The sequence below is a fragment of the Alteromonas sp. 5NW40-0090 genome, from assembly GCF_057552975.1.
In genome coordinates, this window is sequence record NZ_BAAJLT010000009.1 from 148,817 (window position 1) to 164,025 (window position 15,209).

Genomic DNA, 15,209 nt, shown 5'->3' on the forward strand with positions numbered 1-15,209 from the left:
TACGTTATTTGGCGTTTATTCGCTTTGGTGAATGGTTTGGTTCGCAATTTGCGCCAGAGGTCGCACCATTGCGCCTAATTGCATAGCCTTCTCGCTTGACGCATTGCCATCGTGTGCGCGTTTTACCACGCCTTGTAAAATAGCGGCTAAACGGAAAAAACTAAATGCGAGGTAAAACGTCCAATTGCTAATGCCATCAATACCTCTTCGCTCGCAATACGCATTGATATATTCTTGTTCACTTGGAATGCCTAACTGCTCTCTGTCTAAACCACCTAACCCAGCTGCGTGCGCAATGTCAGAGGGAAGGCGCAACTGCATACATTGGTAAGCCAAATCGGCATACGGATGCCCCAACGTTGATAATTCCCAATCAAGCACCGCGACTACTCTTGGGTTTTTAGGGTCAGACATATCAAACATCATATTGTCTAAACGAAAATCGCCATGGACCAACGAGACTTGACCATCATCTTTTGGCAGGTTGGCCTCAAGATACTGAATAAGACTTTCAATTTCTTCAACATGCTCAAGTTCTGACGCTCTATACTGCTTTGTCCACCTGCTTAGCTGACGTTCAAAGTAGCTGCCAGGCTTTCCATAATCGCGTAAGCCTGCGCTTTCAATATCTACACTGTGAAGCGCTGCAAGCACCCGGTTCATTTCATCATACATGGCACCGCGAGTAGCAGAAGACGCTATTTCAGGCAGTGCACTATTCCAAAAAATGTCACCTTCAACATAGGCCATAATGTAAAACATGCTACCGATTATGCTGGCATCTTCACATAAATGGTACGCTTTGGGCACAGGCACTTCTGAGCCCTGCAACGCGTTGATAACGCGAAATTCTCGGTCAACCGCATGGGCCGACTTCAGTAACTTACCCGGAGGTTGACGGCGTAACACGTAGACGCCGTTATCCGTGGTAAGCTTAAACGTCGGGTTCGATTGCCCACCTGCAAATTTATCAGCGCTTTCGACGTGCCCAATACTCGGGCACACTGAAGATAAATACGAATTCAGCACTGCCAAATCGATAACATGTGGGGCTTTCGCATTGTCTTTAGACACGTTCACTCCTTACCCGTAATTTTTCTGTATTGTTTATTTACAACAATGACCTATTCAGCAACTGCTTTTTCTGCAATAAGATTACGGCCTAACTGCATCATGTGAACCTGATCAGGGCCATCTGCCAGTTTGATGGTACGCGCATAAGCGTACATGGCAGATAATACGAAATCTTGGCTTGTACCTGCAGCGCCGTGCATCTGAATGGCTTGGTCGATAACGTTACAAGCCATAGTAGGTGCAACTATCTTGATAGCAGCGATAAGGTCGCGCGATACTTTGTTGCCATAGCGATCCATCTTATCTGCAGCTTTTAACGTAAGCAGGCGCGCCTGTTCAATATCACAGTGCATCTGCGCAATGCTTTCTCTAACCGATTGCTGTTTCGACAACGGTTTGCCAAACGCCACTCGGCTTTCAACTCGTTCACAGGCCATATCGAGCGCGCGCTGTGCACAGCCAATAAGGCGCATACAATGGTGAATACGGCCCGGCCCTAAGCGCCCTTGTGCAATTTCAAAACCACGCCCTTCACCAAGTAGTAAGTTTTCTGCCGGTACACGTACATCTTCAAACAAGACTTCAGCATGACCAATAGGCTCGTCGTAATAGCCCATTGCAGCCATTGGGCGAACAATAGTTACACCCTTGGTGTCCATAGGAACTAAGATTTGAGACTGCTGCTGATGACGAGGTGCATCGAAATCAGTTTTGCCCATTACCACCATAATTTTACAGTTTTCATTCATAGCACCGCTGGTGTACCACTTACGGCCGTTGATAACGTATTCATCGCCATCGCGCTTAATGGAAGTTTCGATATTTGTCGCGTCACTCGATGCCACTGCAGGCTCTGTCATAGCAAAGGCTGAGCGTATCTCTCCATTTAGAAGCGGCTCCAACCACTGTTTTTTCTGACTTTCGTTACCGTATTTAGCCAGCACTTCCATATTGCCGGTATCTGGCGCACTACAGTTGAAAATTTCAGAGCTAAACAAAACTCTGCCCATTTCTTCACAAAGTGGTGCATACTCTGCGTTAGTCAATCCCGCGCCATATGGCTTATATTCTTCAGGTAAAAATAGATTCCAAAGACCCGCTTCTTTTGCACGCTTTTTCAATGTATGCATCATTTCAGGCGTTTTCCAACGACCTTCGCCATTGTTGGCAGAGCCATTTTCTACGGCGTTAATGTATTCCTTTTCAATTGGATACACTTCTTCTTTCATAAACGCTTTTAGTTTTTCTAAAAGTGCTTGGGTCTTTTCATTATATTCAAAGTTCATAACTGCCCCATTTAGCTGTAGGTAATGGCGTGTAACCTGTCAATCACATCCAGGTGAGGTACGCTGTTGAAGTTATTAAGGTGAACGCCTCGCGCATTGGCAAAGCATTGAGAAAAACTGGCATTTCGGATCTGCAAATTCATATTTACAACGGTGGCCGCATCGTAGCCAAGAATGTGTTTAAGCATCATGGCAATTGCACCGCCAGAACTCACAACGAGAACACGCTTCGCATCTATACTTTGAAGGTGCGTGAGCATACTGTGAACTCTGTCTTCGAACTGACCCCATGTTTCATCAAGGAATTCATGCGCCAACTCGTCTTGCGACCAGGCAAGCATTGCTTTTTTTAGCAATCGGTAATATTCAGAAGGCGAAGCACCTTCAGGTACTTTTGCTTCTGGGTAGCGTGTTAAATAGGCGGTAGCCACTGCCTGAAAATTGAATTCATTCAGGGCGCTATTCACCGTAACTTCAGGTAGCGTATAGTCTTCAGTAGCAATACCCGAGGCAATACCGTCTTTGGTTTCGTGATGCCTTACCATGTCGCCAGAGAAAACTGCATCAAATTCAACATTGCGATGCTTGAAATAGTCACCAAGCCAAATGGCCTGTTGCCCACCCAGTTCACTAAGTTTGTCATAGTTCGCTTTGCCAAAAGACGCTTGACCATGTCGCACTAAATAGATGTCTGTCATACCGCTGCCTGATGTTATTAATATGTTAACTTTCAACCAACATACTAAGGAAAACAGCGATATAAGTTTAATTGATATTTTGAATGAGTATGCATCATGTGAAACTATTCACTGCCAAATATCTGTTCGCTTTTTACACGTTGCGAACAAAATTTGACATGATAGCTTCAAATGCGTGCAATATATGTTCATTAGATTGTATAGTGAAAAAGCACTATACGACGTCATAGGGAAGTTGGCGTATTTAAAATGTAAAGGACTGTACGCATTTGGACGCGACCTTGTCGTGATTAATTTTGTTTAAAGCCCCCCGCTTTTGAAAAATAATAAGAACCAAAATGAAGTCACTTACACACGCTTTGTCTTGTAATAGCTTAAGCATATCTACACCACAAAACGCCATTACGCGTTGCCTGTGTAGTTCGCCGTTTATTGCCTCTATTATCTCGTCGACACTTGCTTTGGCTCCCCACGCTCACGCCGATGAGAATGCTCTATTTACTCAGCATAACAAAAAGGCGCTGGAACACATTGTTGTACAGGCGCAAAAGACCAGTCAAAACTTGCAAGATGTGCCCGTTGCGGTCACTGCGCTTTCAGGTCAAGACCTAGTTGAAACAGTTAGCCGAGATGTGTTTGACCTGCAAAACTACGTACCTGCTTTTGGCGCGTTTCAAAATCAAAGCGTAACAAATTCAGGGTTTTCAATACGCGGCATTGGCACGTCTTCACAAAACTTCGGCTTCGAGTCTTCGGTGGGTTTATACGTAGATGGTGTGTACCGTGCACGACAAAACGCGTTAATTAACGACTTAGTCGATATTGAATCTATTGAAGTGTTGCGTGGGCCACAGGGCACACTATTCGGAAAGAATACCGCCGCTGGCGCAATGACGTTAACTACGGTCGCACCTTCACACGACGAGCGCGACGGCTTTGCCGAAGCCATCATCGGCAATGATAACTTGGTTCGTTTAAGCGCTGGCTCGTCGTTTTCGCTTATCGACGATGTACTCGCCATGCGAGTATCTGGCTTTAGTTCTCACAGTGACGGTTTCATTACCGACGAGCGCAGCGGACAAACCCTAAATAACCGTAACCGTTCTGCGATAAAAGCACAGCTGCTTTACACTCCAACAGCTGACATTAGCGTACGGCTTATCGCTGATTACGGCAAGCTAGATGAACGGTGCTGCGGCGCACTAACTTTTCAAAACAACATTCAGGCAAATGACATAGCGGGTAAATTCGGCACTGATGCGCTGCTGCTACAACCGCCGTTTAATGCAACTATTTACGGGCGCGATAACTTTTATGACTATAAAACCTCGCTGTCGCAAACTCCCCTTTCAAAAATGGAAGACAAAGGACTATCAGTTCAAGTAGATGTGGCTTTAAACAAAGCATGGGATTTTGTGAGCATAAGCGCGTACCGCGCGTTTGATAGCTTAGATACGGTAGATACCGACTTTTCTGATGCGGACCTTCTTACTGCCACTAACGACGCCAAGCAGCAATCGTTTTCTCAAGAAATTAGATTACATTACACCAGTGAAGATGTGCGTGGGTTAATAGGTGTTTACTATTACAGCCAAAACTTAGATCTAACCTTTGATACTACCACGCAAGATGATTTTAGTGCGTTCTTTAATGCCGCTGCGCCCGATCTGCTGCCTTTGGCTAACGCCATCAACGAGCTATCTGCAGTTACATCAGGCTTTATTGCGCCTGCTGCAGCACCCGCGCCATCCGGTACTGCTTTCGAACACAGCGCCAATCAAGAGCAGGACAGCATTGCTTTATTTTCTCAGCTGGATTGGCTGTTAAACAGTGATTTCACATTAACAACGGGCATACGCTATACCCGCGAAGAAAAGTCGATTGTCGGAGCCTACGATGAGCAAGGGCTTGGTATTGACGGACTAACTCAAGACCCAGCGCAATGGCCTAATGTAGGTCGAGCTATAGTTGGGTTACAAAACATCGCTGCTGCGTTAGCGGCGGGACAAGCTCCTACAGCACAGTCCCTCAACGCTATCGCACCATTTCAACAAGCGGGCTGGGGATATTTTTTCTTGGGATCTGCAGCGGTTATGCCGCGCCCTGACTTAAACGAAGAGCTTGATGATTCACAGTTAACCGGCACGGTAAAACTGGCTTATCACCCTAATGACAACACGCTAACGTACGCTAGTTTTGCGACTGGTTACAAAGCTGGCGGTACGAATACCGACAGAATCTTACCTTCGCTTAGCCCGCTTTTTGATGCTGAAAAATCGCGAAGTGCTGAAATAGGTATAAAACACGATTTTGAAGAATACGGCGTGCGCGTAAATGCTGCGGCGCACTATACACAAATTAGCGACTTTCAGGCGACGACCTTTACCGGAACGGGGTTCAACCTGCAAAATGCGGGCGATATCATAGTCAAAGGTGTAGAACTTGAAGCAACTTGGCTAATGACTGAAAATACCGAATTACACGCTGTTGCATCGCGCACATTGGCAAACTTTGATGAGTTTACACGCGGTACGTGTTGGGTTGCGTACACGTGGCACACGGGCATTGACGATCCGGGCCGTGTGGAGCCTAACGACCCGTTCTGTTCAAGAGACGGAGACCGCGTAGGCTTCGAGCCGCAGAACTCACTATCTCTTATGCTGAATCACTATTTCGAAGTTGGGAATTACCCTGCATCCGCCAGTATTGATTACCAATACACGGGAGACGTATTCCTTGATGATGCGAATGACCCGTACAAGTACGCTGACGACTTTTCATTATTTAACGTTCGCGTAAGTTTCACTATCCCACAATGGGATAGCGAAATTATTGCGTGGTCGCGCAACGTTTTCGATGAAGAGTACGTTGCACGAAGTGGCTTTGATGTACCCGTACAAACCGGAAAGATCATGGCCTACCCAGGTGCACCTAGAAGCTTTGGCGTTACCTTCAGAAAGTCTTTCTAACGCTTTAAATGTGTAGGTTTGGTATGAAACACCGCATGGCACTGGGCAATAACAGACAGCGCTATATGCTCTGGTAGCTCACCACCAATGTCGAAGCCAGCGGGGCTTGCGAAATACTGAGTAAAGTTGGTATCTCCAAGCCCAGCTAAATCCATAATTTCCTGCTTACGGTGCAGCGGACCAAGCATCGCCGTATAGGTTAACGACTGCTTGCTTAGCACCTGCAGCGCCTTTGCATCAATTTCCCGATGATGGGACATAAGCACTGCCGCTTGAATGTTGTGTTCGCCCATGTGAAGACGTAAGCCTTCGGCAGACGGATCTTCAATCAAGTAATTTACCTCGGGAAAGTGTTCAAGTCTTGCTTGTGCAGGCCTTGGATCCCAAAGACTGACTAAATAACCCTGCAAACTAGCAAGCTTGGTCATAAAGGTAGCGTCGTACCCACCTCCAACAACAAGTAAGTGGATAGGCGGCAGCATCAAAACTAACAACGTGCGCTTGCCATCAACGGTGTCTAGCACAGCTTTTCTAGGTTTAGCAGAATGGTCTTCCATTTCCGTGCAATCACCAAAAGTACCGTCTACGGCGCAGTGCCACTCACACGCTTTTCCGTTTGATAAGCTTTTGCTAACCACATCCAACGATAAATACTGATTACTCTCGTTAACAGGTACAAGTGCTAGATGCACCACACCGCCGCATCCTACACCTAGTTTAAACGCGATGTCTTCTTCATCTTCATCGTCGTAAACCGCGGTACGACTAACGCCGTCTGTCATTACACGCTGCGCTTTCTTAACGATGTCACTTTCTAGGCAGCCGCCGCTTAATATACCTAGCTGATGCCCTGCATCACTAAACAACATCATAGCGCCGGCTTTGCGATAGCATGAGCCTTCGGTTTTAAAAATGAAACCTAGCACCCATTTGTGCTTGTTTTTAAGTGGAAGCCACTGGGCCAACAAATGGTTAACGTGATTACTCATAACTACCTCTACACCCGTTCAACCTGCTTATTGCTGTGATGCTGCTTGGGCAATAAATGCAGCCAATGTTGCAGGCTCTTGCGCACCAGCCACACCCTGATTGCCGATCACAAAAGTAGGTACACTTTGGATACCGCGCTGCATCCAAAGGGTTTCTTCCTCGCGAACTACTTGCGCGTATTTTTCAGTTTTAATTACTGCTTCAGCTTCGGTTTTGTCGAGGCCCACAGACTCGGCCAATTCTACTAGCACACCAAGATCGTTCACGTCTTTACCATCAGTGAAGTAAGCGTTAAACAAGCTAAGCTTCATTCCTTCTTCAAGGCCGTTTTGTGCTGCAAAGTGAATAAGTTGGTGAGCCTTAAACGTGTTCTGCATGCGAGAGTCGTCAGTGAAATTAAATGCAAAACCCAACTCTTTACCCGCTTGTACAAGTCGTGCTCGGTTCTCCACGCTTTGCTGCTCACTAATGCCGTATTTTTCCATTATGTGCTCGCGAAGATTTTGCCCGTCTTCTGGCATATTGGGGTTTAACTCGAACGGGTGAAACTTAATATCCACTTCAATGTTATCAAGGGTTTTAATGGCTTCTTGCAAACGCTGGTACCCAACAATACACCACGGGCACACCACGTCAGATACCATATTAACTGTGACTCTCTGCATATCGCTCGCACCTTGTACACTTTGCTCATTTGCTGCCATGATAGGCCTCGCTTTGTTGAATTCATGAATATATAAGGGCTTAGATAAGGTTACTAAAAGAAACTTCAACCCCCAACAGCGATTATTTTGTCGCAGTTACATCAGTTTCTGCTTTGACTTTTTTTGCCGTGCCCATCGTGGTGCTGTAAAGCGTGGACAGTTTTTCAAGGGCTGAATGTGCCCACATTTCATAGCCTTTTGTGGAGGGATGAAAGCCATCTTCTGCCATCAAACCACTTTGCTGGATATCTGTTTTAGTCCCGCTCACACTAAGTGCACTAACATACAATAGGTCTGCGTTAGCATGGGCTGTTACGCTATCAACCAAAGCTTGGTTTAATAGCCACGCGCGGTAACCTAATAGTGCACGCAAAGGTTGCGGAAGCGCTGGAAAGCAATGAATTGGCGGTAATGCAGTAAACAATATTGTTTCGCACCCAAATTTATCTGACAGAAGTGTACTAATAGCATCGATGTTTTGTCGCCAACGTCTCATCGGTACAAATTTGGTCACGTCATTAACACCAATAGAGACGAGCGCCGACGAAAAATGCTCGGCAGGCATTTCATGCAAAAGATTAAGCACATCTTCACTCTTAAAACCAGTTTTAGCCTGCAACGTCACTCGCGTTGGCCCGTGCTTAACAAGCTTTGAATACAGCAGACCTGTGAGTGCCCCCATCTGCGTTGTTGCACCCACGCCAGCGGCAGCAGAATCGCCTACAACCAAAACGTTATTAGTTAGTAGCAAATCACTATCGGCTGAGGCAAATACCCGCTCGCCGTTGGGCTCTGGCAATACAGCTGTCTTTTTCCTCACCCACAATGCTTGAAGCAAAATGATTGGAAAAAGTACGACAATGGCAAGGTTTAATGCCAAAACCTTGAAGTAGATCAAATCAGCCTCCTAAGCAATCCATTAAGCTTTAACCATCGAATTGAATTCGCGCCTAGATATCTTAGAGTAAGTGCAGAGCCAAGATGACAACAATAGCCGTAAAGCAACGCCCCGTATCAACCATTACTAAATATGCGCTGAATGCGCCCCGCTATACTTCTTACCCCACTGCACTTGCGTTTGAGCCACTTCAAGAAGATATTCTCCCAAGAGCACTTGCCGTTTCTAAGGCTCCGGTAGTCAGTCTTTACGTTCACATTCCGTTTTGTAAAACGCTTTGCTACTACTGTGGCTGTAATAAATTGGTGACCCGTCACAATGAAAAAGCGGACGAATATTTAGATTACATAGAAAAAGAAATCCTGTCTAAGCGTTATTTGACAGACGGCAGGCGTGTAGTTTCTCTGCACTTAGGTGGCGGTTCACCCAGCTTTTTGAGCGAGACTCAGCATACTTATCTAATGTACCTGCTGAAGAAACACTTTACCTTTGAAACAGGTGCTGAACTGTCAATTGAGTTAGATCCCAGAAATATCGATAAACGCTATCTTCAAAACTTAAAATGTCTCGGCTACACGCGCATTAGCTTTGGTTTACAAGATACCGATTACAACGTTCAGAAAACCATAAATCGCGTACAGAGCACGTCTCACATCGCAGATTTAGTATTCGAGGCTCGGTCGCTAGGTTTCGACTCAGTCAACTTAGATCTAATTTATGGTTTGCCGAATCAGTCAATTGAAACATTCTCATCAACCATCGCTGCCACGAAAGCCATGATGCCAGATCGTATTTCGCTTTTTAGCTATGCACACCTTCCCGAGAGGTTTGCAGCACAGCGTAAATTTGCTGAAGAAATACTACCAAGCAGTGAAGAAAAAGCAGCGCTTTACAAGCTTGCCGTTAACAGCTTTACAAACATAGGTTATGAAATGATTGGTCTTGATCATTTTTCTTTAAGCAAAGATTCCTTAGCCATTGCGAAGAATAAAGGCGAGCTTCACCGTAACTTTCAAGGGTACACTTTGCGCGGTGACGCCGACCTTATAGGGTTCGGCGTATCAGCCATTAGCACAGTAGGTAATGCGTATGCGCAGAATGCTAAGGATCTAAAAGAATATTACGGTCGGTTAGACAATAATTCGCCTTGTTCCAAGGTTGGACTTTCGCTGACGATAGATGATCTCATTCGCAGAGACATAATTTCCAGCTTAATGTGTAATTTAGCGGTAGATAAACAGGCCATAGCTGACAAGCATCACATCATATTCGATGAATACTTTGCTTCAGCGCTACATAACCTTGGGGAGCTGAAACAAGATGGGCTTGTAGAAGTAACCCCAAGATATATTCGAGTGCCAAATTCAGCGCGCATATACATTCGTGCAATTTGTGCACGTTTCGACGCTTACTTAAATACAAGTGAAACACTCTGTAGCTATTCAAAAGCCATATAAATTTAAGGCAATTTAAATCGTGCAATAACCTGCATACCCACCGCAAGTTTAAGGCGCGTTAGAGAAATACAGCTAATGCTGGCATACAGGGTTTGATTACTGTTTAGTACATCAAGTTTTAACAACACCTTCGCACTGCTTGCCGTCGGTAGCTTTTCAGGCGGTAGCTTTGTAGGTGTGAGCTTTGTAGGTGTGAGTTTTGTAGGTGTGCGTTTTGTGTCAGCGTTATTTTCAGGGTCGTTCAAAGAGCTAAGCGGGTTAGCCACTGGCTCGATACGGGATATAACACATGGCAGCGCATTTAAAATACTGATTGTGCTGGCGTTGCCAAAGTCAGCAGTATTGGTATCGATGCTTACATCACAGGCTTTAACTGCAAAACGAACAGAAACTTGCTCATCATTTTGCTGAGGCAAATATGACACTGATTCTGCAGTGACGAATATCTCTTGTCCCGCTACCTCAACGCGCTCAATTCCGTTTTCCGACTGGCACTGCTCATTGCCTTGTAAGGTTAGAACATTTTGATCTTGTTGCGTTTGGCTACAGTGTTCGTAGCTGCCAACGGCGTTTTGTGAGTGGTTGCTGTCGTGTGCTTCGCTTTGCGCAGTAACTTTAAATCCCTCAAGTACGCTAGACGGTGTCGCAAATCCTTCTTTTGCGAATACTTGAGTCAATACATCGCGCGTTTTTCCACAAAGCTCTGTGCGGCCTTGATCAATAAAAACCAACTCATCGCTGAACAAGGCAAGATCATCTAAATCGTGAGAGATCACAAAGCATATTAGCTTTCCCGAAACACACAAATTGTTCAAAAACTGGTAAATTTTGCGTCGGGTGAAGATATCAATTGCGCTTAACGATTCATCTAGCAATAACACATCTGGCCCATTGACCAAGGCTCTTGCAATCGCGACCCGCTGCGCTTCACCACCAGAAAGCGCTTGAACTGGCTTATCGATTAAATGTTCGCAATAGCAGCCGCGCAAGCACGCGTCGATAGACATTGCATTAGGGCTTGCGTGACGCTGCGCCAAGGCTAAATTACCGCGCACATCGGTATGGGGAAATAACATAGGCTGCTGAAAAACGATGCCGACCTTTTGAGAGGTCCACGGCGTTTGCACTTTTGCGCTTTTTTCTACGCCAGCTAGGGCGCGAAACAGGCTGCTTTTTCCCGCACCTGATGGACCGGTAACCCCAATGAATCGGCTTTGCGGCTGCAATGAAATTTGTGCGTTAATGCGATTTGGTAGTAGCGCAGATATTTGCATGTTAACGCGCCTCATCACTACGGGTGACACCGTTAAAACGATAGAGCGCCGCGAGCATTACGAATGAAAAAATCAAAAGGGCCAACGCAAGGTTGTGTGCACTGCTATATTCCAGCGCTTCTACCTGTTCATATAGCGCGATAGACAGCACCTGAGTTTCTCCTGGAATATTGCCTCCTATCATTAGTACTACGCCAAACTCGCCTATGGTATGGGCAAAGCTTAAGCCTAATGCCACTACAATGGGCGCTTTGCTTAAAGGCAGTACTATTTTTATAAAAGCTTCAAAGGCCGAAAACCCCAGCGTTTTTGCCACATCTAAATAACGGTTATCCAATTGTGAAAAGCCGCTATACAAAGGCTGCAGAGCAAATGGAAGGGAATAGATGACAGACCCCAACACCAAACCTTCAAAGCTAAATGCTAAATTGCTCCCGGTTAGGCTTTGCCATCCCTGCCCCAACGCACTTTGCGGCGAAAAAGCAATAAGCAAATAAAACCCCAGCACAGTTGGCGGTAACACCAAAGGCAACGCGAGTATCGACATCACCAAAGGCTTAGCTTTGCTCTGCCAGTTCGCTAAAAACCACGCTAGCGGCAACGCGATTAACAACAGTAAGCCACTGGTTATAAAGGCCAGCTTTAAGGTAAGTAATATAGCTTCAAGTGTCGATGCCCCGAAGAATTCTGTGAGCATACTTAGTTACCGACGCCCGATGCAATGGTAGGTTCATAGCCCCATTCAATTAAGCTGTGCTGTACCCCTTGCGACATTAAATATTGTACGAAAAGGCTGGGTGATGACAACCCACTAGCGTCACTCAAACGAAATGCTCTGGTTGGCTCAACGTTGTCGTTGTGAATAGGCTCATCCACTGGCGCTGTCGCATTTTTGATTGGAAGTGGTTCGAACAGATTCGGAGATAATGTAGCTACCGTTTTACTGTTAACTACCAACGACTGAATGATGGGTTGATACAAGGTTTCAGGTACTGGGACGATAACCGTAATAGCCTCAGCGCTTTCGGTATCCACAGCACTGTTAAAATTAGAAGGCAAGTTAGAAGATAAGTTTGCGGGCAAATCTAACGCCGATGAGTACGCAACGAACGCCCCTTTCACGCTGCCGGTGGTATAAAACTGCAAGGTTTGCAGCACGTTCTTACCCATCACTCTGTGAGGTAAAAACTGGTGCCATAAGGATAAGTTTTGCAGCGTCTGTTGCGCAGCATCACCATAGGGAGCGAGTTTAGGGTTAGCGATAGCTACCTTGTTTTGAGGGTTTTCCATTAATTGAACAAGCTGCCTCGACAAGCAATTGGTAAGCTGAGCGTTTATTTGTACAGTGGTGTCTTTCGTAGATGTACGTGCGATTTGCTCGCAGCTTCTTTCACTCGATGTCTTACTAGATATTTCACTGAATGCCTGACTTGATAAGTCGCCAGCATAGACAAACGCCAGCTTGCCTTTAGCGTAGTCCACCAAATTGCCGTGGTGCACTAAGTTATTATCAACCAACGCTTGCGGCCTAGCGCGATCTGCAGATAGAAAAACGTCGAAGCTAGCACCATGTTGAATTTGCGCATATAAAGTACCGCTTGAAGATACCGTTACCGCGACTTCTATGCCGGTTAGCTCAGTAAACTGCTCGGCAATACTCTTTAGCGGTTTTGCAAAGTTTGCCGCAACGGCTACGTTAATTTTTTCGTCGCGCTTGAAATTTACTGACTGGTTTTGTTTTTCGGCACTAATAACGCTCCCTTCATTTACATTATCATTTGCCGCTTCAAAACTACCCGCTTGTGCTGCAGAGCTGGAAAAAAACGTAACATCTGGGACTACACTTGCACTTGCACTTGCGCTAACACTTACCAAAATAAGCATGGCCAAGTTAACAAAACTTGAAAGTTGCATTGCTAAAGAAAAGAGCATTACTTTTTGCGCATCCACTTAAGTGCCGCTTTATCGTCAGATGCTTTCGCCTCAACCCATTCAGATTTATCGCCCTTAAATTCTTTTTTCCAAAGCGGTACCGACTGTTTAAGCATGTCCATTAAGTAGCAGGCAGCGTCAAACGCCGCTTGGCGATGGGGAGCGGCGGCACCCACCCATACTATTTGTTCGTTATTGTATATGCGCCCTACTCTGTGCAGTGCGCCAGCACTGTTAAGTGAAAAACGTTCGCTCGCTTGTTCAACCAGAAGCATTAACGCTTTTTCAGTCATGCTCGGGTAATGCTCTAATTCGATGCCGTCTATATCGCCAGCGTTATTAAAGTCTCGCACAAGCCCAGTAAAAGTAACAATCGCGCCGGTGTTGCCGCAGGCCTTCTCATCTGCCGACTGTTTTAGCCTAGCGTAAAGCTCTCCTTGGTCGAAATCTTCAACTTGAACTAGCGCGAACATAGCTAGCCCCCTGTCACAGGTGGAAATAGCGCCAGCTCATCGCCGTCGCTAAGTTCGGTTTTAAGATCGCAGAGCTCTTGATTACAGGCAGTAAGCACACTGCCCTCTAAGGCTAATGCCCACTTGTCACTACGCGTTTTAAGCTGCGATATCACGGTCTCAATAGTGCTGTTCTCGCTTATATGAAGCGCGATATTGTCCTCTCCCGTAATCTCTCGGGTTTGTGCGAATGTTTTTACCGTTACCTGCATGCTTTGCCTGTTATCTACGTTGTTAAGGTCGCTTTGTGCGCGCTAATTAATCTTGCCAAGCCTCTGAAATGGGTTGAGCCTAAAGTGCGTTGCTTTTTGAGTGCGTGTACGCTTTATGCACGTCATTTTCTAGCTCACTGGCCTTTGTGAAAACTAGGTGTCAGACTGCCAGTGGCCTGTCTTACCGCCTTTTTTCTCCAGTACCCGTACCCCTTCCATATGCATGCCAGGGTCGATGGCTTTGCACATATCAAACAAGGTTAACAGCGCCACATTTACACCCGTGAGCGCTTCCATTTCAACGCCGGTTTTACCGCTTAGCTTGCAATAGCAGGTGGCTTGGATTCGGTTTTGGTCGGCCTGAATGTCGAAGTTTATATCCACCTTTGACAGTGCCAATGGGTGACAAAGAGGAATAAGATCGGCGCAGCGTTTCGCCCCTTGAATACCCGCTACACGGGCAACTGCAAATACATCACCTTTCGCAATTTTTGCTTCAGAGATTTGGCGAATAACGTCTTCGCTTACGTATAAAAAACCTTCTGCTGTGGCTTCTCGCTTGGTAACGTCTTTGTCGCTAACATCTACCATGTTGGCTTCGCCACCAGCGTTTAAATGGCTAAAGGTACTCATGCTTCCACCAAATGCTTCACAAAATTACACGGTCTAAAGTCGACATCTAGCTGGCTAGAAATAATTTTTTCCCACGCCGTACGACACGCGCCTGTTGAGCCTGGTAAGCAGAAAATAACCGTATTATTAGCAAAGCCCGCAACCGCGCGAGACTGAATGGTTGATGTACCAATCTCTTCATAGCTAATTTGACGGAATAGCTCGCCAAAGCCGTCGACTTCTTTGTCGAACAATACACTGATGGCCTCTGGCGTTGAGTCACGGTGGGTAAAACCTGTACCACCGGTAATTAATACAGCGTGAATGTTTTTATCGGCAATCCATTTCGACACCACGGCGCGCTGCTGATAAATATCGTCTTTCACCAAATCGCGATCGTAAAGGTTATGGCCAACCGAGGTAAGCGCCTCTTTCAAGTAGTCTCCCGACTTGTCGTTTTCGAGGGTGCGCGTATCTGAAATAGTGAGTACGGCAATATTAAGGGGTTGGCTGACAACTGACATATGAAATCCTAATTTGATATGCGACATTTTGGCGGTTTTTGATAAAGTACCAGCCAAAATACTATTT

General features: G+C 45.9%; 15 protein-coding genes. 2 read left to right on the forward strand and 13 right to left on the reverse strand.

All coding sequences use genetic code 11. The features are described from left to right. Positions 1 to 15 precede the first annotated feature (15 nt). From AC27KT_RS12800 to AC27KT_RS12810, 3 genes are read right to left on the reverse strand one after another with little or no spacing between them, the layout of a single operon-like run. Positions 16 to 1,074 carry a phosphotransferase family protein gene (locus AC27KT_RS12800; RefSeq protein WP_487130512.1) on the reverse strand — a complete coding sequence of 353 codons (1,059 nt, stop codon included), beginning with the start codon at positions 1,072 to 1,074 and terminating at the stop codon, positions 16 to 18. A 50-nt stretch (positions 1,075 to 1,124) separates the two neighbouring features. Further along, on the reverse strand, positions 1,125 to 2,360 hold the full coding sequence (locus AC27KT_RS12805) for an acyl-CoA dehydrogenase family protein (protein ID WP_487130514.1): 1,236 nt from the start codon (positions 2,358 to 2,360) through the stop codon (positions 1,125 to 1,127). Positions 2,361 to 2,371: 11 nt separating this feature from the next. Continuing rightward, positions 2,372 to 3,058, reverse strand: a complete 687-nt coding sequence (locus AC27KT_RS12810; protein ID WP_487130516.1) for a histidine phosphatase family protein — start codon at positions 3,056 to 3,058, stop codon at positions 2,372 to 2,374. Between the two features lie 338 nt (positions 3,059 to 3,396). On the opposite strand from AC27KT_RS12810, the gene AC27KT_RS12815 reads away from it, so the two are divergent. Then, a complete protein-coding gene (locus tag AC27KT_RS12815) occupies positions 3,397 to 6,027 on the forward strand; it encodes a TonB-dependent receptor (protein ID WP_487130518.1) in 2,631 nt (876 codons plus the stop codon). On the opposite strand, the gene AC27KT_RS12820 is transcribed toward AC27KT_RS12815, so the two are convergent. The 3 genes from AC27KT_RS12820 to AC27KT_RS12830 form a co-directional block, all read right to left on the reverse strand. Continuing rightward, entirely contained in the window at positions 6,024 to 7,016 is a 993-nt protein-coding gene (locus tag AC27KT_RS12820; protein WP_487130520.1) for an XdhC family protein, read from the reverse strand. The two genes, AC27KT_RS12815 and AC27KT_RS12820, sit on opposite strands and share 4 nt — an antisense overlap. 27 nt (positions 7,017 to 7,043) lie before the next feature. Further along, entirely contained in the window at positions 7,044 to 7,721 is a 678-nt protein-coding gene (locus AC27KT_RS12825; RefSeq protein WP_487130522.1) for a DsbA family oxidoreductase, read from the reverse strand. 82 nt (positions 7,722 to 7,803) lie between these two features. Further along, positions 7,804 to 8,619 (reverse strand): SGNH/GDSL hydrolase family protein, encoded by an 816-nt coding sequence (locus tag AC27KT_RS12830; RefSeq protein WP_487130524.1) that lies wholly within the window; start codon positions 8,617 to 8,619, stop codon positions 7,804 to 7,806. 83 nt (positions 8,620 to 8,702) lie between these two features. Here AC27KT_RS12830 and hemN point away from each other — a divergent pair, with 83 nt between their 5' ends. Then, on the forward strand, positions 8,703 to 10,076 hold the full coding sequence (gene hemN, locus AC27KT_RS12835; RefSeq protein WP_487130526.1) for an oxygen-independent coproporphyrinogen III oxidase: 1,374 nt from the start codon (positions 8,703 to 8,705) through the stop codon (positions 10,074 to 10,076). 2 nt (positions 10,077 to 10,078) lie between these two features. Here the strand turns inward: hemN and AC27KT_RS12840 are convergent, their stop codons facing one another. The 7 genes from AC27KT_RS12840 to moaB form a co-directional block, all read right to left on the reverse strand. Continuing rightward, positions 10,079 to 11,350 (reverse strand): ATP-binding cassette domain-containing protein, encoded by a 1,272-nt coding sequence (locus tag AC27KT_RS12840; RefSeq protein ID WP_487130528.1) that lies wholly within the window; start codon positions 11,348 to 11,350, stop codon positions 10,079 to 10,081. Position 11,351: 1 nt separating this feature from the next. Beyond that, positions 11,352 to 12,047 (reverse strand): molybdate ABC transporter permease subunit, encoded by a 696-nt coding sequence (modB, locus tag AC27KT_RS12845; RefSeq protein ID WP_487130530.1) that lies wholly within the window; start codon positions 12,045 to 12,047, stop codon positions 11,352 to 11,354. A 2-nt stretch (positions 12,048 to 12,049) separates the two neighbouring features. After that, on the reverse strand, positions 12,050 to 13,300 hold the full coding sequence (modA, locus tag AC27KT_RS12850) for a molybdate ABC transporter substrate-binding protein (RefSeq protein WP_487130532.1): 1,251 nt from the start codon (positions 13,298 to 13,300) through the stop codon (positions 12,050 to 12,052). Then, a complete protein-coding gene (locus tag AC27KT_RS12855) occupies positions 13,282 to 13,755 on the reverse strand; it encodes a molybdenum cofactor biosynthesis protein MoaE (protein WP_487130534.1) in 474 nt (157 codons plus the stop codon). Before AC27KT_RS12855 ends, modA begins: the two co-directional genes overlap by 19 nt. 2 nt (positions 13,756 to 13,757) lie before the next feature. Continuing rightward, positions 13,758 to 14,006 (reverse strand): MoaD/ThiS family protein, encoded by a 249-nt coding sequence (locus AC27KT_RS12860; protein WP_487130536.1) that lies wholly within the window; start codon positions 14,004 to 14,006, stop codon positions 13,758 to 13,760. 153 nt (positions 14,007 to 14,159) lie between these two features. Further along, positions 14,160 to 14,639: a cyclic pyranopterin monophosphate synthase MoaC gene (gene moaC / locus AC27KT_RS12865; RefSeq protein ID WP_179983676.1), complete on the reverse strand. Its 480-nt coding sequence runs from the start codon at positions 14,637 to 14,639 to the stop codon at positions 14,160 to 14,162. Next, complete coding sequence (moaB, locus tag AC27KT_RS12870; protein ID WP_487130539.1) at positions 14,636 to 15,142, reverse strand: molybdenum cofactor biosynthesis protein B; 507 nt, start codon at positions 15,140 to 15,142, stop codon at positions 14,636 to 14,638. The genes moaC and moaB overlap by 4 nt, the downstream gene beginning before the upstream one ends. Positions 15,143 to 15,209 lie beyond the last annotated feature (67 nt).